We start from the raw sequence: 20,504 nt of genomic DNA, 5'->3' as shown, positions 1-20,504 counted from the left end.
GGGTGGTCTCGCAACGCACAAATTTTAGACCCCGTTCACGTGCCTGACAACCTGCCCATGGAATTCAACGGCTTTCCGCGCCTCCCCGGTCACCAGCTGCTCAGTCTGGAGGGCACCGATGCAGCGGCATTTGCCCACGCCCAGTTTTCCAGCGATGTCACCGCCCTGCCCGTGCGGCATTGGCAATGGAGCGCCTGGCTGAGCGCCAAAGGCCGCACCATTGCTGTGTTCCAGCTGATTCGCGTGGACCCGGACACGGTGCTGCTGGTGCTCGCCGACGGTGATGCCGATGCGATTGCGTCGCAGTTGCAGCGTTTTGTATTCCGTCGCAAGGTCAGGATCGCGGTCCGCAATGACCTGATCGTGGCCGGCAGCTTTACCGCACCGGACGCCGCCTCTGGCGCGGCAATCGCTGTACATGGTGAGACGCTGGAGCTGGATGTGGGCAGCGACGCGCTGCCGCGGACGCTGCGCATTGCCCCGGCGCACGCCGATGAAGCCGCCGATTCTGCCGGCTTCGATCTGGCCTGGCGTCAATCCGATCTGCGCTACGGCGTGCCGCGGCTGGACGTGCCGCAACGCGAACAATGGACCCCGCAACAGCTCGGCCTGGACCGCTTGAACGGTTACAGCGTCAAGAAGGGCTGCTATCCCGGCCAGGAAATCGTGGCCCGCACCCATTTCCTGGGCAAGGCCAAGCGCGCATTGCAGTTGCTGCGCGTGGTTGACGGCGCAGTCAGCGGCGCGCCTGTCCAGCAGAACGGCACCGCCATCGGCACCCTGGCCAGCGTGGCCGGCGACCTGGCGCTGGCGGTACTGCCGCTGGAGATGCCCGGCGATCCGTTGTCGGTGGATGGCATCGACGCCGTGCCGCTGCCGTTGCTGGAGGGTCTGGCGCGGTAGGCATCAACCGTTGGTCGATGCGCCACACCGCGCGCGTTGATGCATATGCGTGGAGCCGGCCAACGGCCGGCACTACCGAGCCCCCGTAGTGCCGGCCGCTGGCCGGCAACCTCATGAACCCGCCAGCCACGCGTGCCCTGCCGGCCGCTGGCCGGCAACCTCATGAACCCGGCAGCCACGCGTGCCCTGCCGGCCGCTGGCCAGCAACCTCATGAACCCGGCAGCCACGCGTGCCCTGCCGGCCGCTGGCCGGCAACCTCATGACCCGGCAGCCACGCGTGCCCTGCCGGCCGCTGGCCGGCACCCCCGCCAACCCGCCCGCACCCTCAGTCGGCGTTCAAGCGTTCGCCGGTGTCCGCATCGAAGAAATGCAGCCCCTTCGGGTGGATCGCCACGCGGATGCTCTCGCCGACCTGCGGCAACGCCTGCGGCGCCACGCGCATCACCAGCGCCTGGCCGCCACTGGTCATGTTGACGAAGATCTCGTTGCCGACCGGCTCGATGCCGTCGATGGTCGCCTCGAAGCCCGTCGCATCCTCGGCCGCGGCCGGCTGCAGGTGCTCCGGTCGCACGCCCACCGCAAGCGTCCTGCCGATCCAGGCCGGATCCACCGTTGCCTGCCCCAGCGGCGCGGTCAGCTGCGCTTCCTGCACCACGATGCCGCTGTCGGTGCGCTGCAGCGTCCCGCGCAGCACGTTCATCGCCGGGCTGCCGAGGAAGCCGGCCACGAACAGGTTGGCCGGACGGTCGTACAGCGCCATCGGCGTATCGATCTGCTGGATGACGCCGTCCTTGAGCACCACGATGCGCTGGCCGAGCGTCATCGCCTCAACCTGGTCGTGGGTCACGTAGATCATCGTGGTGCCCAGCTTGCGATGCAGCTGCGCGATTTCCGTGCGCACGCTGTGGCGCAGCTTGGCGTCAAGGTTGGACAGCGGCTCGTCCAGCAGGAACACCGCCGGCTCGCGCACCAGCGCGCGACCCAGCGCCACGCGCTGACGCTGGCCGCCGGACATCGCCTTGGGCAGCTTGTCGAGCATGTCGGTCAAGCCCAGCGTTTCGGCCGCCTCGTTGACGCGCTTGCTGATCGTGGCCTTGTCGTGGCCGCGCAGCTTCAGGCCGAAGGCCAGGTTTTCGGCCACGGTCATGTGCGGGTACAGCGCATAGCTCTGGAACACCATGGCGATGTCGCGGTCCTTGGGCGCCACGTCGTTGACCACGCGGTCGCCGATCGTCAGCGTGCCGCCGCTGATCTCCTCCAGCCCGGCGACCATGCGCAGCAAGGTCGACTTGCCACAGCCGGACGGCCCGACCAGCACCATCAATTCACCATCGGCCACTTCGAAGGTCGCGCCCTGAACGGCCACCTGGCCGTTGTCGTAGACCTTGCGCACGCCCTGCAACTGCACTTTTGCCATATCACCCATTCCAGTCCGCCCGCTGCCGGGCTGTTGTGCGGAACTGCCTTCGGCCCTCCCGATGGCAGGTCGATGGCGTGGTGCCGCATGACGGCGACCACTGCAATCGAATACAGTCTGCTCATTCTGCCATGTAAACGTTTTCACGTGGCAGTATCCGTTGGTCGGTCATGACCGCGACGCATCGGCGAGCCCACAGTCGCCCGATACGCCCGCAACATGCCCCATGATGCGCAGGTGCGTGCCTGTTCATGTTGCGTCTGCAACATCGGACATCACGCCCGGCGAGACCCCCGAGAACATAGACGAGAAGCGATTGACAACGATGTCACCCGGATCTGAAACTCGAGCGATGCACGACACCCTCTTCCTGTTCGGCGCCACCGGCGACCTGGCCCAGCGTTACCTGTTCCCCTCCCTGTTGCGCCTGCTGGGCGACGGCCTGCTGGCGGAAGATTTCAAGATCCGTGCGCTGGCCCTGTCCCCGCACGATACCGACGGATTCCGCGAAATCCTGCGGCCGCGCCTGCAGCAGGCCATGCCGATGGCGAGCCAGGCGGACATCCATTCGCTGCTGATGCGCATCGACTACCGCTCGGTGGACCTGCGCAATCCCGACTCGGTCGCCGAGTCGGTCAGCGACCTGGTGGATCGCCACTGCGTGAGCTACCTGGCCATTCCCCCGGGCCTGTACATCTCCACCTGCGAAGGCCTGGCCAAGGGCGGCGCACTGGCCGCGCCGCACCGGTTGATGCTGGAAAAGCCGATCGGCAGCGACAGCGCCAGCGCCGAGGAGATCATCTCCACCATCGGCCAGTGGATCGACGAAGACCGCGTGTTCCGCCTGGACCACTACCTGGGCAAGGCCGCGGTGCAGAACCTGATCGCGCTGCGCTTCGGCAACACGCTGCTGGAAGCGGTATGGAACCGCAACTACATCGAATCGGTGCACATCCTGGTTGCCGAGAGCGAAGGCGTGGATGGCCGCGATGCCTACTACGCCCGCTCTGGCGCGCTGCGCGACATGGTCCAGAGCCACATCCTGCAGCTGCTGTGCCTGGTGGCGATGGAGCCGCCAGCCTCGCTGGAAGCCGACCGCATCCGCGATGAGAAGGTCAAGGTGCTGCGCGCCCTGCGCCCGCTCGATGCCAAGCACGCCGCCCGCGACAGCGTCCGCGGCCGCTACACCGCCGGCACCATCAACGGCCAGCCGGCCCAGGCCTACCAGCCGCCGGAAGGCAGCGACGTGGAAACCTTCGCCGGGGTCACCGCGCACATCGACAACTGGCGCTGGTCCGGCGTGCCGTTCCACCTGGTCACCGGCAAGCGCCTGGCCGAGCGCACCACCCGCGTGGTGGTCACGCTCAAGCCGGTCACCCACTGGCTGTTCGAGCGTCCGCACCGTCGCAACGCCACCCCCAACCGCATCGTCTTCCAGCTGCAGCCGCAGGAGAACATCGAGCTGGGCCTGATGAGCTCGCTGGCCGGCCCGGAATGGGGCGCGCTGGAACTGCATCCGCTGGAACTGGAACTGTCCGTCCCCACCGGCCTGCATCGCCGCATCGCCTACGAACGCCTGTTCCTGGACGCCTTCAACGGCAACCATGCGCTGTTCGTGCGCGATGACGAAGTGCGTGCCGCGTGGGCGTGGATCGACAGCGTCAGCGATGCCTGGAAGGCCGCCAACCTGCCGCTGCAGCCCTACCCGGCCGGCGAATGGGGCCCGTCCGAGGCCGCCGGTTTCCTGCCTGTCGAAGTGGATGCCGACCGCAAGGACGGCGACGCATGACGCTGCAGAACCAACCGGTCCTGGTTGCCGACATCGGTGGCACCAACGCCCGCTTCGCCCTCGCCGACACCAGCCTGGACGCACCGCTGCAGCAGGACAGCATCCGCGAATTCGCGGTCGCTGATTTTCCCTCGCTGGGCGAGGCGGCGCAGCACTATCTGGAACAGGTCGGCGCGCAGGCCAAACGCGGCGTGTTCGCCGTGGCCGGCCGCGTGGACGGCGACGAGGCGCGCATCACCAACCACCCCTGGGTGATCTCGCGCAGCCGCACCGCGCTGATGCTCGGCTTCGACGAACTGCACCTGATCAACGATTTTGCCGCGCAGGCGATGGCGATCTCGCTGCTGCAGCCGCAGGACGTGGTCCAGGTCGGCGGTGCGGCGTGGGTGCCGGGCAAGCCGGGCCAGCCGCGCAACTACGCGGTGATCGGCCCGGGTACCGGGTTGGGCGTGGGCGGGCTGATCCTGCGCCACGGCCGCTGCTATCCGCTGGAAACCGAGGGCGGCCATGTCAGCTTCCCGCCCGGCACGCCAGAAGAAATCCGCATCCTGGAAATCCTCTCCGAGCAGTTCGGCCGCGTCTCCAACGAACGCCTGATCTGCGGCCCGGGCCTGGTCAACATCCATCGCGCGGTCTGCGAGATGGCCGACATCGATCCGGGCCAGCTGCAGCCAGTGGACGTCACTGCCCGTGCGCTGCACGGCGACCCGCAGGCGATGCGCACGGTGGATGTGTTCTGCGCGGTGTTCGGCGCCATCGCCGGCGACCTGGTGCTGATGCAGGGCGCCTGGGATGGCGTGTTCCTCACCGGCGGCCTGACCCCGAAGATGCTCGATTCCCTGCAGCATTCCGGCTTCCGCCAGCGCTTCGAACACAAGGGACGCTTCTCTTCGATCATGGCCCGCGTTCCGTCGCTGGCGGTGATGCACCCGCATGCCGGCCTGCTCGGTTCGGCCGCCTACGCCGCCGATGTCGAGCGCGACCTGCCAGGAATCAACGCATGAATACGCTGGACACCTCCGACCGCTTCACGCTGATCCGCCACGGCGATGCCGATGGCTGGATCGAAGCCATCGCCGCGGAAATGGCACAGGCGCTCAACCAGGACATCACCACCTTCGGCCGCGCGCGCATGCTGCTGTCCGGCGGCACCACGCCGGCCCCGGTCTACCAGGCGCTGGCCGAACTGGACGTGCACTGGGACCGGGTCGAAGTGAGCCTGGTCGATGAGCGCTGGCTGTCGCCGCAGGATCGCGACAGCAATGCCTGGCTGGTCCGCGAGAGCTTCCTGGCGCGTGCCGAAGGCGCGCATTTCGATCCGCTGGTGCGGGTCGGCAAGCCGCTGCCCGAGTGCGTGTATACCGCCAACCTGCAGGCCCAGCACAGCCAGGCACCGTGCCTGAGCGTGCTCGGCATGGGCAACGACGGCCATACCGCCTCGCTGTTTCCCGGCTCCAAGGACCTGAACCGCGCACTGGAAAGCACCCTGCCCTACGCCGCGCTGGACGCCACCGGTTGCCCCGGTGCCAATCAGTGGCCGTTGCGCATCACGCTCACCCCGCACGGCTTGAAGCAGAGCCGCCAGCGCCTGCTGCTGCTACGCGGCAAGCAGAAGCTGGAAGTGCTCAAGCAGGCGCTGGAAAGCAACAATCCGCAGCTGTATCCCATCCTCAACGCGATCGATCTCGACGGCGCGAAACTGCGCGTCCACTGGTGTGACTGATCTCTCCCGGTGTTGTTCCGTTCGCCCTCTCATAGCCGGTAGCCAATGAGCCTGCATCCCCAACTCCATGCCATCACCCAGCGCATCGTCCAGCGCAGCGTCGCCTCTCGCGCCGCGTACCTTGCCGGGATCGATGCCGCACTGCGCGACGGCCCGTTCCGCTCGCGCCTGAGCTGCGGCAACCTCGCCCACGGCTTCGCCGCCTGCGGCCCGACCGACAAGTCGCGCCTGCGCGGCGGGGTCACCCCGAACCTGGGCATCATCACTGCCTACAACGACATGTTGTCGGCCCACCAGCCGTTCGAGCACTACCCGGAAATCCTGCGCCAGACCGCGCGCGACATGGGCGCCACCGCGCAGGTGGCCGGCGGCGTGCCGGCGATGTGCGACGGTGTCACCCAAGGCCGCGGCGGCATGGAGCTGTCGCTGTTCTCGCGCGATGTGATCGCCCAGTCCACCGCGATCGGCCTGAGCCACGACATGTTCGATGCCAGCGTCTACCTCGGCGTGTGCGACAAGATCGTGCCGGGCCTGCTGATCGGCGCGCTAGCGTTCGGCCACCTGCCGGCGATCTTCCTGCCGGCCGGCCCGATGACCCCGGGCATCCCGAACAAGCAGAAGGCCGAAGTGCGCGAGCGCTACGCGGCCGGCCTGGCCAGCCGCGAAGAACTGCTGGAAGCCGAAGCCGGCTCGTATCACGGCGCGGGCACCTGCACCTTCTACGGCACCGCCAACTCCAACCAGACCCTGCTCGAGGCGATGGGCGTGCAGTTGCCGGGCGCGTCGTTCGTCAATCCGGATACACCGCTGCGCGATGCGCTGACCCGTCGCGCCGGTGAGCGCGCACTGGAAATCAGTGCGCTTGGCGATGACTTCCGGCCGCTCGGCCGGCTGATCGACGAACGTGCGATCGTCAATGCCGTGGTCACACTGATGGCCACCGGCGGTTCGACCAACCACACCATCCACTGGATCGCGGTGGCACGCGCGGCCGGCATCGTGCTGACCTGGGACGACATGGACCAGCTGTCGCAGCTGGTGCCGCTGCTGGCACGTGTGTATCCCAACGGCGAGGCCGACGTGAACCGTTTCGCCGCCGCCGGCGGCACCGCGTTCGTGTTCCGCGAACTGATGGACGCCGGGCTGATGCACGCCGACCTGCAGACCGTGGCCGAAGGCGGGATGCGCCAGTACGGCCAGGAGCCGGCGCTGCGCGATGGCACGCTGACCTACGTCGACGGTGTGCGCGAAAGCGCCGACCCCGGCGTGGTGCGTGGCGTGGCCGAGCCGTTTGAAGCCCAGGGCGGTCTGCGCCTGCTGCGCGGCAACCTGGGCCGTTCGCTGATCAAGCTGTCGGCGGTAAAGCCGGAGTTCCGCACGATCGAGGCACCGGCCGTGGTGGTCGATGCGCCGCAGGTACTCAACAAGCTGCATGCGGCCGGCGTGCTGCCGCACGATTTCGTGGCGGTGGTGCGTTACCAGGGGCCGCGTGCCAATGGCATGCCCGAGCTGCATTCGCTGGCGCCGCTGCTGGGGCTGCTGCAGAACCAGGGACGGCGGGTGGCGCTGGTGACCGATGGTCGTCTGTCGGGCGCGTCGGGCAAGTTCCCGGCGGCCATCCACATGACCCCGGAAGCCTCGCGCGGTGGTCCGCTGGCGCGGGTGCGCGAGGGCGACATCATCCGCCTGGATGGTGAAGCCGGCACGCTGGAGTTGCTGGTGGATGCGGCGGAATTCGCTGCGCGCGCGCCGGCACCCAACACCGCACCGGCGGCGAACGATCTGGGCCGCAATCTGTTCGCGCTGAACCGGCGCGTGGTGGGTCCGGCCGACCAGGGCGCGATTTCGATTTCGTGCGGGCCGGCGACGGCCGAGGGCGATATCTGGAATTACGACGCCGAGTACGATCTGGGGCGTGATGCGGCGGCGGCGGATGCGCCGCATGAGGCGAAGGACGCCTGAAGCAAACGCAGCGGTTGGTTGTCCTGGCCGAGGCAGCGGTTGGCCCTGATCAGGACACGCCGTAAACCCATCCATGGGGGCTCGCAAGCGGCTTGCGCGTGTACGCGATCCTGCGTACACAGCAAGGCCAGGGTTGGGCGTCCTGCCCAACCCGCCCGACGCATGCGTCGGGCCCATGCCGCTTGACGGTCCTGATCAGGGCCAACCGCTGCCTCCCGACATATTTCGGCGCTTTTTGCGCTTCAGTCATTGAGAAGAGAGAAAGAACACATGAGCATCGCCGAACACCAGAAACGCGCCGAATCCCTGCTGCTTGCCGCCGGCATCCTCCCGGTGGTGACCGTGCATACGCTCGACCAGGCGCGCGCGGTCAGTGCCGCGCTGCTGGAAGGCGGGCTGCCGGCGATCGAGTTGACGCTGCGTACGCCGGTGGCGATGGAGGCGTTGGCGATGCTCAAGCGCGAGCTGCCGGATGTAGTGGTGGGTGCGGGCACGGTGCTGACGGTGGCGCAGATGCAGCAGTCGATCGATGCGGGCGCGGATTTCCTGGTGACGCCGGGGACGCCGGCGCACATGGCCGATGCGTTGGCGCAGGCGGCGCTGCCGGTGGTACCCGGTGCGGCCTCGCCGACGGAGATGCTGGTGCTGTATGCGCGTGGGTTCCGGGTGTGCAAGTTGTTCCCGGCCTCGGCCGTGGGCGGACTGGCGATGATCAAGGGCCTGGCCGGTCCGATTCCGGACCTGAAGCTGTGCCCGACCGGTGGCATTACCGAGGACACGGCGGCCGAGTACCTGGAGCAGAAGAACGTGGTCTGCATCGGCGGGTCGTGGATGGTGCCGGGCAGCTGGATCGAGCACGGTCAGTGGGACAAGGTGCGTGACAGCGCGGCGCAGGCGGCCAAGATCGTAGCGCGGGTGCGGGCGCACTGAGGTCCGTATCGGTGAGCCGCCACGCGTGGTGGCTCTACCGGTAACGTGCCACAACGAAACGCCCGGCTTGCCCGGGCGTTTTTTTATGGTTCTTCTCCCATCTGAGCGGCGCGTCTCGTTGCGAGGGCCTTCGCCGCGTGAGTGAGAGGCTACTCGTGTGGACGGGCAGTGCTGGCGACGCGTGGATCTGGCGTCTCCGATCGGGTATGTCGCGGGCGTGAGAGCCCCGTAGCGGGCGGTAGGCCCCTGGCGCAAATGTCCCCCGGCCGCGTGGCGGCCTCTTCCTTTATTTTGCCCAGGAGCCTACCGCCCGCTACGGGGCTCGGCTCTCGGTACGCAGGCGGAAGACCGGCTTTTCTGGCGCTGGCGGGTGGGTCGGGCGCTGGGGCCCGATGCCCTTGGAGGCGAAATAAAGGAGGAGGTGGCGGCCGCAGGCCGACGCCGGAGGACTTTCGCCGGAAAGGGAATGTGGGCCCAGCGCTCGACCCACCGACCAGCGCCAGAAAGAGGCAAATGACGCTTCTGCTTGCCCCGGTGTGGGCAAAGAACCGCACATGCCTTCGGCGGTTACATCGGTCGCGCCGGATCCACCAGGCCGTACTGGCTGGCCATGCGCGCCAAGGCGATGTTGTCGTGGATGCCCATCTTCTCGAACAGGCGCGCCTTGTGCGTGTTCACCGTCTTGGCACTCAGGCTCAGGCGCTTGGCGATGTCTTCCTGGCGCAGGCCCTGGGTGAGCAGCAGGGCCACTTCCAGTTCGCGCGGGGACAGGGTGTCGAACGGCGACTGGCTGCCTTCCACATTGGAAAGCGCCAGGTTCTGCGCGATGCTGCTGCCGAGGTAACGCCGGCCCATGGCCGCGTCGCGCACGGCGCGCAGCAGTTCCTGCGCATCGCAGCCCTTGCCGATGTAACCGGACGCGCCGGCCTCGAGCAGGCGCTTGGGCATCGGGCCATCCTCGAGCACCGACACGATCACCACGCGCGTGCCGTGGTCGCCACGCACCACCCGTTCGGTCACTTCCATACCACTGACACCCGGCAGGTGCAGGTCGCACAGCACCACGTCCGGACGCAGGTGGCGGATTTCAGGCAACGCATCTTCCCCGGAGTCCGCTTCACCGACTACCTCGATATCGGTCTCGTTGGACAGGATCATCTTCATGCCGGTACGCACCAGCGCATGATCGTCCACCAGATACACTCGAATCGTCATCCACGCACCTCTTAAAACGCTGCGAACGGGGGCAAGCCTAGCGGCGGGGTACGGCGATAACAAGGAAAAGCAGCCCCTGTCAGCGCGTTCTGGTGCCCGCATCACACCCATGCCGTCTTGCCCTTCCCCTTAGCCTTTCACCCCAGGCTATATCGGTCTACTACGCCTATCAGTGTACGCCTGCGCCCCGGCGCAATCGGCATCCCACGCATCCGGACCGGTTCAGTGCCGGTGCCGCCACGGCGCGCGGCGCCTGAACATGACCAGGAAGCACCCTACCACCCAAACCAGAGCCGCACACCAACCGGCCAGGATGTCGGACGGGTAATGCACGCCCAGGTAGACCCGCGACACGCTGACCAGCACGCTGAACAAGGGCGCGGCCACCAGCACCGGCCAGCGCCAGCGGGTGTTCCAGGCCAACAGCACCACCGTCACCGCCAGGGTCATCGAGCCCATCGCATGCCCACTGGGGAAGCTGAACGTGCTTTCCGGGGCGATCGACTCCCACAGGCTGGGGCGGTCGCGCTGGAAAAACTGCTTGCTGCCCATGTTCAACAACGCCGAACCGACGAAGCAGATCGCCACGAAACTGGCTTCACGCCAGCGCCGTCGCCACAGCAGCATGCCGACGATCAGCACGTCGGCCGGGATCAGGAACCACTCGTAGCCCAGCTTGGAGAGAAGCACGAAGAACTGGTCCAGCCCCGGCGAATGCAGGCCGTGCAGCTTCCATAGCAAGGGCGCGTCGAAATAGAACGACTCCAGCTCATGCACTTCGTCGGCGAGCGCGACGAAGCCGGCCAGCGGCAGCAGCACCCCGGCGAACAGCAGCACGAAACGCCAGGCGTTGTGGGCCATCCAATGGCGGAAACCGGCGGCCGCCTCCGGGGCGGCCAGCACCGTTGGCTTATCCGACGCTTCGGACATACTTGCGTTCGACATAATCGTCGATCAGCGCCACGAATTCCTGGGCGATGTTGTCACCGCGCAGCGTCACCGTCTTCTCGCCATCCACGAACACCGGCGCAGCCGGCGTTTCGCCGGTACCGGGCAGCGAGATGCCGATGTTGGCATGCCGCGATTCGCCCGGCCCGTTGACGATGCAGCCCATCACCGCCAGCGTCATGTTTTCCGCGCCCGGGTGGCTCACCTTCCATTCCGGCATCTTCCCGCGCACGTGGTTCTGTACCACCTTGGCCAGTTCCTGGAAGAACTCGGAGGTGGTCCGCCCACAGCCCGGGCAGGCCGTGACCAGCGGGGTGAAAGCACGCTGGCCGGTGGTCTGCAGCAGTTCCTGCGCAACGATCACCTCGGCGGTACGCGACTGGCCCGGTTCGGGCGTCAGCGAAATGCGGATGGTGTCGCCGATGCCTTCCTGCAGCAGCACCGCCAGCGCCGCCGACGAGGCGACGATGCCCTTGCTGCCGATCCCGGCCTCGGTCAGGCCCAGGTGCAGGGCAAAGTCCGAGCGCTGGGCCAAATCGCGGTACACCGCGATCAGTTCCTGCACGCCACTGACCTTGGCCGACAGCACGATGCGATCGCGCGGCAGGCCCAGCTCGACGGCGGTATGGGCCGAATCCAGCGCCGAACGGATCAGCGCTTCGCGCAGCACCCGGCCGGCATCCCACGGTTGCGCGCGCTGGCTGTTCTCGTCCATCAGGCGGGCGGCCAGCGACTGGTCCAGCGAGCCCCAGTTGGCCCCGATGCGCACCGGCTTGTCGTAGCGGATCGCAAATTCGATCAGCTGCGCGAACTGGGTGTCCTTCTTCTTGCCAAACCCCACGTTGCCCGGATTGATCCGGTACTTAGCCAGGGCTTCGGCGCAGGCCGGCTCCTGGGTCAGCAGCTGGTGGCCGTTGTAATGGAAATCGCCGATCAGGGGCACCTCGATGCCCATCATCCGCAGTTTCTCCACGATGCGCGGGATCGCTGCGGCCGACTCGGGATTGTTGACGGTCAGGCGCACCATCTCCGAGCCGGCCCGCCACAGTTCGGCGACCTGCTTCACGCTGGCGGCCACATCGGCGGTGTCGGTGTTGGTCATCGACTGCACCACCACGGGCTGGCCTCCGCCTACGACCACACCGCCGATACGGACGGCCTGGGTCTGGCGGCGGGCCCACACGGTCGTGTCGGACGGTTGGGTCGGTTGGGTGACGGCGTCATGCATCAGGCTATTTTAGCGCGCCAAACGTGACCGTAGGTGCCAACCGTTGGTTGGCACTCATCTTGTGGTTGGCGCGCATGTTGGCCGACTAGGGGACCGCCAGCGCCGATGCGGCCGATTGTCGCAGGCAGGCGGCGCGGCGAGCGCATAGGATGTGCGGTGATGACCGGTACCGACGCCCCCTTCCTCCGCACCTTGTGCAGCCTGCGCTGGCTGGCCGTGGCCGGCCAGGCCGCGACCATCCTGGTGGCCACCTGGGTGCTCGGGCTGGAACTGCCGCAGCGCCCGTTGTGGGCGGGCGTGGCCGCGCTGGCGCTGTTCAACCTGTACGCGCAGCTGCGGGTGGAGAGCGCCGATACCGCGCCAGTGACCGCCTTCTGCCACATCCTGGTCGATGTGACCGTGCTGACCTGGATGGTCGGCTGGAGCGGCGGCATCGCCAATCCGTTCGGTTCGCTGTTCCTGATCCTGATCGCCCTGGCCGCGCTGGCGCTGCCGCTGCGCTGGACCCTGGCCGTGGCCGCCAGCTGCCTGCTCGGCTACGCGGTCAGCGGCATCTTCGGCCTGCCCTTGCCCGCCGGCTGGTTCACTGCAATGCAGATGCACCAGTGGGGCGTGGTCTGCAATTTCCTGCTCTCGGCCACGGTGGTGCTGGTGTTCGCCACCCGGCTGGCGATGGCGCTGCGCCAGCGCGAACACGAACTGGCGATGTTGCGCGAGCGCTTCGTGCGCAATGAAGGCATCGTCGCCCTGGCCACCCACGCCGCCTCGGTGGCGCACGAACTGAACACCCCGCTGGCGACCATGACCCTGCTGGCCGACGACATCGCCGACCAGACCAACAGCAGCGAAGTGCGCGACGACGTGGACACGCTGCGCGAGCTGCTGGTGCAGTGCCGCGAACGGGTGCTGGCGCTGGCCCGGCCCGCCGCCGGCGACGCGCCCGGCCGCGACCACGTAACCCTGCCGCAGGTGCTGGAGCAATGGCGGCTGGTACGCCCGACCATCACCCTCAAGCGCAACGACGACGCCCCGCTGAAACTGCCGCTGGACCCGGGCATCGGCCACCTGTTGATGGTGCTGCTCAACAACGCGGCCGACGCCGGCGAGAAGGCCGAGCGCCCACAGGTGGACCTGACAGTGCGTATCGAGGGCGATGACCTCATCGGCGAAGTGCGCGACTACGGCCACGGCTTCGACGCCCGCCAGGCGGTGTTGCCCGGCACCCTGTTCAACAGCGGCAAGGCCCAGGGCATGGGCGTGGGCCTGGCCCTGTCCCACGCCACCATCGAACGCCTGGACGGCGAACTGTGGATGCGGCCGGCCAACGGTGCCGGCACCCGCGTCGGCTTCCGCCTGCCTTTGACGCCTCCGGAGACTTCCGCATGACCTTCCCCGCCCTGCCCGCCGCCAGCCATGGCCTGCTGGTCGACGACGACGAACTCTACCTGCGCACCCTGCAGCGCAGCCTGGCCCGCAAGGGCCTGGAAACGGTCACCGCCAGCGATACCGCCTCGGCGTTGATGCTCGCCCGACAGAACCCGCCGGCGTATGCGCTGATCGACCTGAAGCTCGGCGCCGAGTCGGGCTTGTCGCTGATCCAGCCGCTGCGCGCGTTGCGCGAGGACATGCGGATCCTGCTGGTCACCGGCTACGCCAGCATCGCCACCGCAGTGGAGGCGATCAAGCTCGGCGCGGACGATTACCTGCCCAAGCCGGCTACGGTCCCGATGATCCTGCGTGCGCTGGGCGAAGAAGACGATGGCCCGGCCGACGACGGCGACATGGAGCCACCGGATGCGATGACCCCGATCAGCCGCCTGCAGTGGGAACACATCCAGCAGGCGATGCATGAGACCGGCGGCAATGTATCGGCCGCCGCGCGCCTGCTCGGCATGCATCGGCGGTCGCTGCAGCGCAAGCTGGCCAAGCGACCGAGTCCGGAGCGGCCGTAAAGCCCCCTATCGCGCGAGCCTCGCGGAACAAGGCAGCCACGCCTGGCGTGGCGCTACCGCGTGGGAATCAGCCCTGCGTGTGCGGGGCGTGCTGCGGGTTCTGCTGGCGTAGCTGTTCGTCATTGCTGCGTTCGCGCGCAACCGACTGCGCATCGGCGGCCTGCACCCGCTGGAACGAGGCGTCCACCGGCGTCTGCACCGCGTCGGCGGTCGCCGTGTGCGCCCGCAGGTGGGCCGGATTGTCCAACGCGCCCTGCACCACGAACACGTACTCGCCCGGCTTGGCTTCAGTGCCCTGCTGGCTGAGCACCACGTGATCGACCCGGCTCAGGCCGTTTTCCTTGGCCAGCGGCAACAGGCTGGCGGTGAGGCGCTCGCTGGTGTCATCGAAACTGCGCCCATGTTGGGCGTCGATGGCGGCCACGCCGTCGCGGATCTGCTGGTACATCGCGTGGTCGGGGTGCCCGGCCTGGTCGGGCGTGGGGCGAGGTGCGGGGGTGTCCTGGTGCATTGCGACTCCTGTCTGATGGTGGGCCGGTACCGACCCGTGGCCGACACCGGCGAGAGACTCAGGCCTTCAGCCGACCCAGCACTTCCAGCGTCACCGGATCGGTGATCGCATGCGCCTGGCCCTGCAGCGCCGGCAACAGCTGGCTGGCCAGCTGCTTGCCCAGCTCCACCCCAAACTGGTCGAAGGCGTTGATGTTCCAGATCAGCGACTGCACGAACACGGCATGCTCGTACATGGCGATGAGCGCGCCCAGCGACTGCGGGGTGAGCGCGTCGAGCAGGATCAGCGTGCTCGGCCGGCCACCGGGATACTCGCGGTGCGGATCGTCGCTGCCCTGGCCGTTGGCCAGCGCTTCGGTCTGCGCCAGCAGGTTGGCCAGCAGTGCCTGGTGGTTGACCACATAGGGGTCATCGTTGTGCACGCAGCCGATGAAATCGGCCGGGATCACGCTGGTGCCCTGGTGCAGCGCCTGGAAGAAGCTGTGCTGCACGTCGGTGCCCGCCCCGCCCCACCACACCGGCACGGTGTCGCTGGCGACCGGGCTGCCATCGAGCTGCACGCGCTTGCCCAGGCTCTCCATCACCAGCTGTTGGAGGTAGGCCGGCAGCAGCGCCAGGCGCTGGTCGTAGGTCATCACCGCATGGGTGGCATGGCCGAGCAGGTTGCGGTTCCAGATGTCGGTCAGCGCATGCAGCACCGGCAGGTTCTGCGCCAGCGGCGCGCTCAGCGCGTGGTCGTCCATCTGCGCGGCACCGGCCAGCAGCTGTTCGAAGCGCTCGAAGCCGATCGCCAGCGCGATCGGGAACCCGACCGCCGACCACAGCGAATAACGCCCGCCCACCCAGTCCCACATCGGCAGCACGCGGCCGGCGGAAATCGAGAAAGCCTTCGCGGCACGCTCCGGGTTGGCGCTCACCGCGTACAGGCGCTCGCTGCCCCCCAGCCAATCGTGCAGGATCTGCCCGTTGAGCAGGGTTTCCTGGGTGCCGAAGGTCTTGGAGATCAGGATGCCGGCGGTGGTCGCCGGATCCAGCGTGGCCAACGTGCGCTGCATGGCCGCGCCGTCGACGTTGGACACGAAGTGCACGCGGAAGCGCGCGCCGGTGACCGGGCGCAGCGCATCGGCGACCAGGCGCGGACCCAGGTCCGAACCGCCGATGCCGACGCTGACGACGTCGGTGACGTTGGTGTTTTCCAGCGCGGCGATCAGCTCGCCCATCTGCGCGCGTACCTGGGCGGCCGTGGCGAACGCATCGCCGGCGACCGGCGCACCGCTGAGGTCGCCGCGCAGCGCGGTATGCAGCGCCGCACGGCCTTCGGTCACATTGACCGTTTCACCGCGGAACAGCCGCTGGAAGCCGCCTGCGACATCGCGCTCGGCGGCCAGCTGCAGCAGTGCGTCCAGCGCCGCGCGGTCGTACTTCTGCCGCGCGAAATTGACGTACAACGGACCGACCCGCAATCCCAACGTTCGTGCCCGCTCCGGTTCGGCGGCAAGCAGCGAAGGGATGCTCGCGCCACGCAGGCGCTGGGCATGGGAGTGAAGCGGGTCGAATCCGTTGTGCTGTGTCATGCGGCCTGTGTCGGGATGCTGTCGTTGGTGTGGGAGATCTGGTTCTTGCCGTCCACATATACCAACTTCGGGCGGAAGCTGTCAGCTTCTTCTTCGCTCATGCTGGCGAACGCGGCGATGATGATGATGTCGCCCACCTGCACGTGGCGCGCGGCGCCGCCGTTGAGCGAGACCACGCCGCTGCCGGCTTCGGCACGGATGGCATACGTGGAGAAACGCGCACCGTTGGTGACGTCCCAGATATGCACCTGTTCGAACTCACGGATGCCGGTGGCCTGCAGCAGGTTGTCATCGATGGCGATGGAACCTTCGTAGTTCAACTCGGAGTGGGTGACGGTGGCGCGGTGGATCTTGGTCTTGAGCAGGGAGAGGTGCATGGCGCGCGACAACGGTAAAGGAAAGGGAAATTCTAGCACCCGGGGGGCAGGCGTCAGCGCGCCAGGCTTGAGGCTTGCGGTGCAAGGGGCTCGGACCCACCGAGTGTGACCCAAGGCATCATGGGTTGAGGCCCAATCTCAACCAGCGATGAGATGTGCCTATAAAGCGTCGCGACCATCTATCAGCACTCTTACTCCATACGTCGCAGCACCCCAACCACCTAACTGGGAATTACCCACAGATAAGCACAAGCGTCCTCGATGAAACTTGGAAATCCAGAAAGCCCGAACTTCATTCCAACATCGGAATAAAAAACTCTAGCGAGGGGAGAGAACTCCATCCCGCCCCACCATTTTTCCGCTCCCGATCCATCCTACATAGTTGCTGCGAATTAAACTATATCTCTGCAGCAATGTGATTGAATTCAACCGGACCAACAAAACGAGCTGAGAATATCACTCAACTCTTGTCACTCTTTTAGATCCAAGACGGTGATAAAGGCGCAATCCGCTTCAACCAAACGCCGTGGTCACTTGCAGCCCTGTGGTCCGCACCTCCGCCACGTATCGGCTGCACCCGCTGCTCCGGAATTTCCAGCCAAATCCGCAGCAATGCGAAGTCCATCGCCCCCTCCAAAAGGCAGCGCTTGATCATATGAACCCGAAGAAAGCTCGAGCAGCCACTTCCTCGATGATCACACCTTTCAGGGACTCAAGCGCAACCACTTCTCCATCCAACACCGAGTTGAACTGTAATTCTTAAATTTCACCGTGCCAGCAAGCTATGGTCCCGACGCAGTTTTGCCCGTCGCGATCAGACTCACTCGCCCGCCCTCATGATCGTTGAACTGAACACGACATCCCTTCGAGCGAAGGAGATTCTCGTTCAGATCAAGCCATTCTCTAGATGCGGAACGCTCATGATTACTCGCAGGATAGCCGCTTGCTTAGACCACCTCGTAGACCTTTGGGTGATTTGATTCGCGAAGCATACCGTCACGAACTAGCCCTTCAACTGATTCCTGCACGGTCGCGACTTCGAATTCTCTTTTGTGAATGCTCTCAAGAAAAGAGCGCAAGCGCCATGCATCAATCGGACTGGCGAGGTCCGGATAGAATCTATGTGCATCGATCGTCAAATCGTCCGAAGCCCTGACGAACACGACACCAAGCCCATGCTTCCTGAACTTCCACTCACCGCTATCCGTCAAAACGACCCCGCACCCCGGCAAATAGAGTAGAAAACCCTCACGAAAATGGGGGTGACGCCGTTCCAACTCAGCAACCAGAGCGATTTGCAATCCTGAGAATTTCAGCAGGCAATGGACATCTAATAATTCCATCAGTAATCCCTCACTCTTACCTCTTCCGCTTCTCGAGGAAGTTGCCGCCCCTGCGAGGGTCTCACCTCAATTTCACGCACCGGAACCTCCTTCAAGCCTGTCTTAATCGCTGCCGCAGCGCGACGGTGGGCATTGATGATAATTTTCTTGCCCTCAAAGGCTGCAGCCTCGATTCGCTCGCTCGGATTGTAACCATTCATTCTCATATCATTGGCCATCCTCTTTATTTGACTTCCTGACACCTCGTTCGGGCCTTGGCGATCCAGAAGACTCCTTGGGATTCAGATTTGAGACCGCCTCCGTAGAATCTGCAGCAAATCTGGACTCGGTTCGCACAATCAGCGCGGCGCGACCAGTGGCCGCAACACCTTGCGCCCGCCTCGAAGTCATGATGGACATCGTGCCTCCCGCTACAGCCACCACCCCCTGCGCGGCTGCCATCCCATACTCTCCGCGCTCTGCAGACGTTACGGGTGTATCCCATGCAATCTGACCGGGGATGAAAGACCGCATCCACGCTGGACTTTTTGCATGCCCATCTGAGTCGATAAAGCGGTATGGGCTATCCCCTCCATAACAGTACCTGCAGAAGTTGCGCGCATTTTTAAGATCTACCATAACTGGATCTGTAGATACGACAAGCGCAGGGTCGCAATACCGCTGATCTTCACGTCAGTACCGCCTACGAGGTCAGCGCCTACCCGGGCAGTACGGGGCGCTGGCCAGGGCGCTGGGCACCGGAGCCGGCAGCGGCAACCCGCTGCGCTCCAGCGACTTCCCGCGCGAGGTCGACGCTGCCCTGCCGCGAACCGCCGGCCCCGGCGACCGACCCACCACCGCCGACGTGGTGCAGGTTTATCGCGACGTGGAAGAAGCCGACAAGGTGCACCTGTGTGGCTGGCGCGACAACACCGTGAGCACGGAGCGCGTCAGCGAGGCCAACCTGGCCCCCCCCCCCCGGCTGCTTGACCAGACCACCCGCGACTTCTGCAAGCGCCACAACCTCAGCACCTGCTGGACCGACGATCCCCATCGCGCCATCGCCGCTACCTTGCCGGTGCTGTAGTCGCTGATGCCATTAACAACAACCCCGCCGGATGGCGAGCTTGTTCAATCTCATACCTCTTTCCCTCGAAGCAACCGAATAAACGTCGGTATGTAGCCAACCGTAAAGGCCGCTAAAAGGATGAGCACCCAATCAAAGAAAGATATCTTCGTTCGCCCATATATGAGCAGTAGCAACCCATAGCTGATGACCGTGAATACCATAGCCTTTGCGTAGTAGATAGCAACGCTCTGTAAAACCACTTCTCGCTTCATCTCTTATTTCTTCTTCTCATCCAATAGCGGCTTCAAGTCCCCGGACGAACTGACAGCAGAGCCTGGGTGGATTGCTGCCCACCGTTGTCACGTCGCTGCAGGTCCACCGTGAATGTAGCAACCTTGCCGGTGAGGCTTTCGATCTGGTTGCCGACGTTGCCGACGGCGCAAGGATCTGCTTCGAGCAAGTACGGAAGATGTCAGTCGGCAGGACCACCAGCCGATCGGAAATCCTTCACCGTTGAGGGGTGGCGCTTCATACCGGGGCACCGGGTGTTCGATGCGCGCCATCGCAAAATCCAGGAACTGAATATTCCACGCACTTGAGTCAGGCAATTGGACCCGGGTCAGGATTCTGTAGATTCCGTCGATGGTGTACTGCCAGGTGCGTACGCCGTCGTTGAGGGAACTGACGAAACTGCCGGTGTAGGTTGATGTTCAGTCCGCGGCCATCGCTGGATGCAATGCGGGTCAGCCTTGCCGGTTGGTTCCATGCGTTTGCATAGGTGTACTCGACAGCGTTGCCGAAGCGGTCTTCTACCCTTGTGGCGTAGAGCGCATTGTGTCGACGGTTCAGATACGTCGAATAGGGTGACCCGGTATTCGGGCTGTAGCCGACTACCTGCCGCACCCGACGATCGGAGTTCTGCGCCATCCAATCGAAACGATATTTGGTCCCGTCCGGCGCCAGTGCAATAAACCCCTCCCCGTCGCCATTGGGGATCGCCGCCAGGCATGCCACTTGGATCTGCCCGGAGCTGTTCCATGGATAAGACGCTCCATTGGCAGGCGAGGGAGCGTTGACAGCCCGCCGCAGCATCTCTCCACCGCCCGGGACGTTGAGCGTCAGCCCCTGCCAGAAGTCGGAACGCTGATGACGAATCGGCAGGCGCGGCAGGGTGGCCGCCGAGCACCGGCGGCCAGGCTGCTCACCGGTATTGATCCAGTCCGGGGCGAACACGCCGCTGATGTTGGGGGCATCGATCTGCCAGTCGGCCAGCGTGCCGTCGTTGATGGTGTCCTTGCGATCCTTGACGCAGTACCGGCGCCTCAACTCTACCGGCAGCGCATTGTTGCCAGGGATGCTCACATCCACTACCGAGAAAGCCAGCCCGCCGTCGGACAAGCTGACCTCATCGCCCATCAGCGTCGGCCCGAGAGCCTCGACCCTGCTACTGGACGGCAGTCTTCGGTCTAGTTCATCCCAGGAGAAGTTGGCCTCGCTTTGCGCCTTCGCCCCCAGCGGCGCAAAGGCAAGGATCGCCACCAACCCTGCCGCCCCGCACTTCCACACTGCACATCCTAGGTGAGC

At 65.7% G+C, this 20,504-nt stretch carries 19 protein-coding genes; 9 read left to right on the top strand and 10 right to left on the bottom strand.

The genetic code is table 11. From position 1 onward, the window contains the following. Window positions 1-39: 39 nt before the first annotated feature. Window positions 40-903 carry a folate-binding protein gene (locus NR101_RS16825; protein ID WP_256774072.1) on the top strand — a complete coding sequence of 288 codons (864 nt, stop codon included), beginning with the start codon at window positions 40-42 and terminating at the stop codon, window positions 901-903. Between the two features lie 326 nt (window positions 904-1,229). Here the strand turns inward: NR101_RS16825 and ugpC are convergent, their stop codons facing one another. Then, on the bottom strand, window positions 1,230-2,321 hold the full coding sequence (ugpC, locus tag NR101_RS16820) for a sn-glycerol-3-phosphate ABC transporter ATP-binding protein UgpC (RefSeq protein ID WP_256774073.1): 1,092 nt from the start codon (window positions 2,319-2,321) through the stop codon (window positions 1,230-1,232). 352 nt (window positions 2,322-2,673) lie between these two features. Here ugpC and zwf point away from each other — a divergent pair, with 352 nt between their 5' ends. The 5 genes from zwf (at window position 2,674) to NR101_RS16795 (ending at window position 8,725) form a co-directional block, all read left to right on the top strand. Further along, window positions 2,674-4,110 (top strand): glucose-6-phosphate dehydrogenase, encoded by a 1,437-nt coding sequence (zwf, locus tag NR101_RS16815; protein WP_256774074.1) that lies wholly within the window; start codon window positions 2,674-2,676, stop codon window positions 4,108-4,110. Next, window positions 4,107-5,114 carry a glucokinase gene (gene glk, locus NR101_RS16810; RefSeq protein WP_256774075.1) on the top strand — a complete coding sequence of 336 codons (1,008 nt, stop codon included), beginning with the start codon at window positions 4,107-4,109 and terminating at the stop codon, window positions 5,112-5,114. Before zwf ends, glk begins: the two co-directional genes overlap by 4 nt. After that, window positions 5,111-5,833, top strand: a complete 723-nt coding sequence (gene pgl / locus NR101_RS16805; protein ID WP_256774076.1) for a 6-phosphogluconolactonase — start codon at window positions 5,111-5,113, stop codon at window positions 5,831-5,833. The genes glk and pgl overlap by 4 nt, the downstream gene beginning before the upstream one ends. A 45-nt stretch (window positions 5,834-5,878) precedes the next feature. Beyond that, a complete protein-coding gene (gene edd / locus NR101_RS16800) occupies window positions 5,879-7,795 on the top strand; it encodes a phosphogluconate dehydratase (RefSeq protein ID WP_256774077.1) in 1,917 nt (638 codons plus the stop codon). 270 nt (window positions 7,796-8,065) lie between these two features. Then, the gene (locus tag NR101_RS16795; protein ID WP_256774078.1) at window positions 8,066-8,725 is read left to right on the top strand and encodes a bifunctional 4-hydroxy-2-oxoglutarate aldolase/2-dehydro-3-deoxy-phosphogluconate aldolase; all 660 of its coding nucleotides are present in this window, start codon (window positions 8,066-8,068) and stop codon (window positions 8,723-8,725) included. 567 nt (window positions 8,726-9,292) lie between these two features. Here the strand turns inward: NR101_RS16795 and NR101_RS16790 are convergent. The 3 genes from NR101_RS16790 to ispG all read right to left on the bottom strand — a co-directional run bounded on the left by NR101_RS16790 (window position 9,293) and on the right by ispG (window position 12,116). Continuing rightward, window positions 9,293-9,940: a response regulator gene (locus NR101_RS16790; RefSeq protein WP_256774079.1), complete on the bottom strand. Its 648-nt coding sequence runs from the start codon at window positions 9,938-9,940 to the stop codon at window positions 9,293-9,295. Window positions 9,941-10,162: 222 nt separating this feature from the next. After that, complete coding sequence (locus NR101_RS16785; RefSeq protein WP_256774080.1) at window positions 10,163-10,870, bottom strand: phosphatase PAP2 family protein; 708 nt, start codon at window positions 10,868-10,870, stop codon at window positions 10,163-10,165. Then, window positions 10,851-12,116: a flavodoxin-dependent (E)-4-hydroxy-3-methylbut-2-enyl-diphosphate synthase gene (ispG, locus tag NR101_RS16780; RefSeq protein WP_256774081.1), complete on the bottom strand. Its 1,266-nt coding sequence runs from the start codon at window positions 12,114-12,116 to the stop codon at window positions 10,851-10,853. Before ispG ends, NR101_RS16785 begins: the two co-directional genes overlap by 20 nt. Before the next feature lie 159 nt (window positions 12,117-12,275). On the opposite strand from ispG, the gene NR101_RS16775 reads away from it, so the two are divergent. Both NR101_RS16775 and NR101_RS16770 read left to right on the top strand, forming a co-directional pair. Continuing rightward, window positions 12,276-13,502, top strand: coding sequence for an ATP-binding protein (locus NR101_RS16775; RefSeq protein ID WP_256774082.1), 1,227 nt, complete (start codon window positions 12,276-12,278; stop codon window positions 13,500-13,502). Then, on the top strand, window positions 13,499-14,068 hold the full coding sequence (locus NR101_RS16770) for a response regulator transcription factor (RefSeq protein WP_256774083.1): 570 nt from the start codon (window positions 13,499-13,501) through the stop codon (window positions 14,066-14,068). Before NR101_RS16775 ends, NR101_RS16770 begins: the two co-directional genes overlap by 4 nt. Before the next feature lie 67 nt (window positions 14,069-14,135). Here the strand turns inward: NR101_RS16770 and NR101_RS16765 are convergent, their stop codons facing one another. From NR101_RS16765 to NR101_RS16745, 5 genes are all read right to left on the bottom strand, one after another. After that, window positions 14,136-14,579 (bottom strand): XVIPCD domain-containing protein, encoded by a 444-nt coding sequence (locus NR101_RS16765; RefSeq protein ID WP_256774084.1) that lies wholly within the window; start codon window positions 14,577-14,579, stop codon window positions 14,136-14,138. A gap of 58 nt (window positions 14,580-14,637) precedes the next feature. Continuing rightward, window positions 14,638-16,152 carry a glucose-6-phosphate isomerase gene (gene pgi / locus NR101_RS16760; protein ID WP_256774085.1) on the bottom strand — a complete coding sequence of 505 codons (1,515 nt, stop codon included), beginning with the start codon at window positions 16,150-16,152 and terminating at the stop codon, window positions 14,638-14,640. Further along, the gene (gene panD / locus NR101_RS16755; protein WP_256774086.1) at window positions 16,149-16,529 is read right to left on the bottom strand and encodes an aspartate 1-decarboxylase; all 381 of its coding nucleotides are present in this window, start codon (window positions 16,527-16,529) and stop codon (window positions 16,149-16,151) included. Before panD ends, pgi begins: the two co-directional genes overlap by 4 nt. Window positions 16,530-17,476: 947 nt before the next feature. Beyond that, window positions 17,477-17,872, bottom strand: coding sequence for a hypothetical protein (locus NR101_RS16750; RefSeq protein WP_256774087.1), 396 nt, complete (start codon window positions 17,870-17,872; stop codon window positions 17,477-17,479). After that, on the bottom strand, window positions 17,872-18,114 hold the full coding sequence (locus tag NR101_RS16745) for a hypothetical protein (RefSeq protein WP_345779500.1): 243 nt from the start codon (window positions 18,112-18,114) through the stop codon (window positions 17,872-17,874). Before NR101_RS16745 ends, NR101_RS16750 begins: the two co-directional genes overlap by 1 nt. Window positions 18,115-18,716: 602 nt before the next feature. On the opposite strand from NR101_RS16745, the gene NR101_RS19040 reads away from it, so the two are divergent. Further along, complete coding sequence (locus NR101_RS19040) at window positions 18,717-18,938, top strand: DUF6037 family protein (RefSeq protein ID WP_345779499.1); 222 nt, start codon at window positions 18,717-18,719, stop codon at window positions 18,936-18,938. 582 nt (window positions 18,939-19,520) lie between these two features. Here the strand turns inward: NR101_RS19040 and NR101_RS16735 are convergent. Continuing rightward, on the bottom strand, window positions 19,521-20,459 hold the full coding sequence (locus NR101_RS16735; protein WP_256774089.1) for a hypothetical protein: 939 nt from the start codon (window positions 20,457-20,459) through the stop codon (window positions 19,521-19,523). Window positions 20,460-20,504 lie beyond the last annotated feature (45 nt).

Origin of the sequence: Stenotrophomonas sp. Ste86, from assembly GCF_024519465.1 — a bacterium.
Lineage (GTDB): Bacteria > Pseudomonadota > Gammaproteobacteria > Xanthomonadales > Xanthomonadaceae > Stenotrophomonas.
This window is presented reverse-complemented; position numbering and strand designations above follow the sequence as displayed.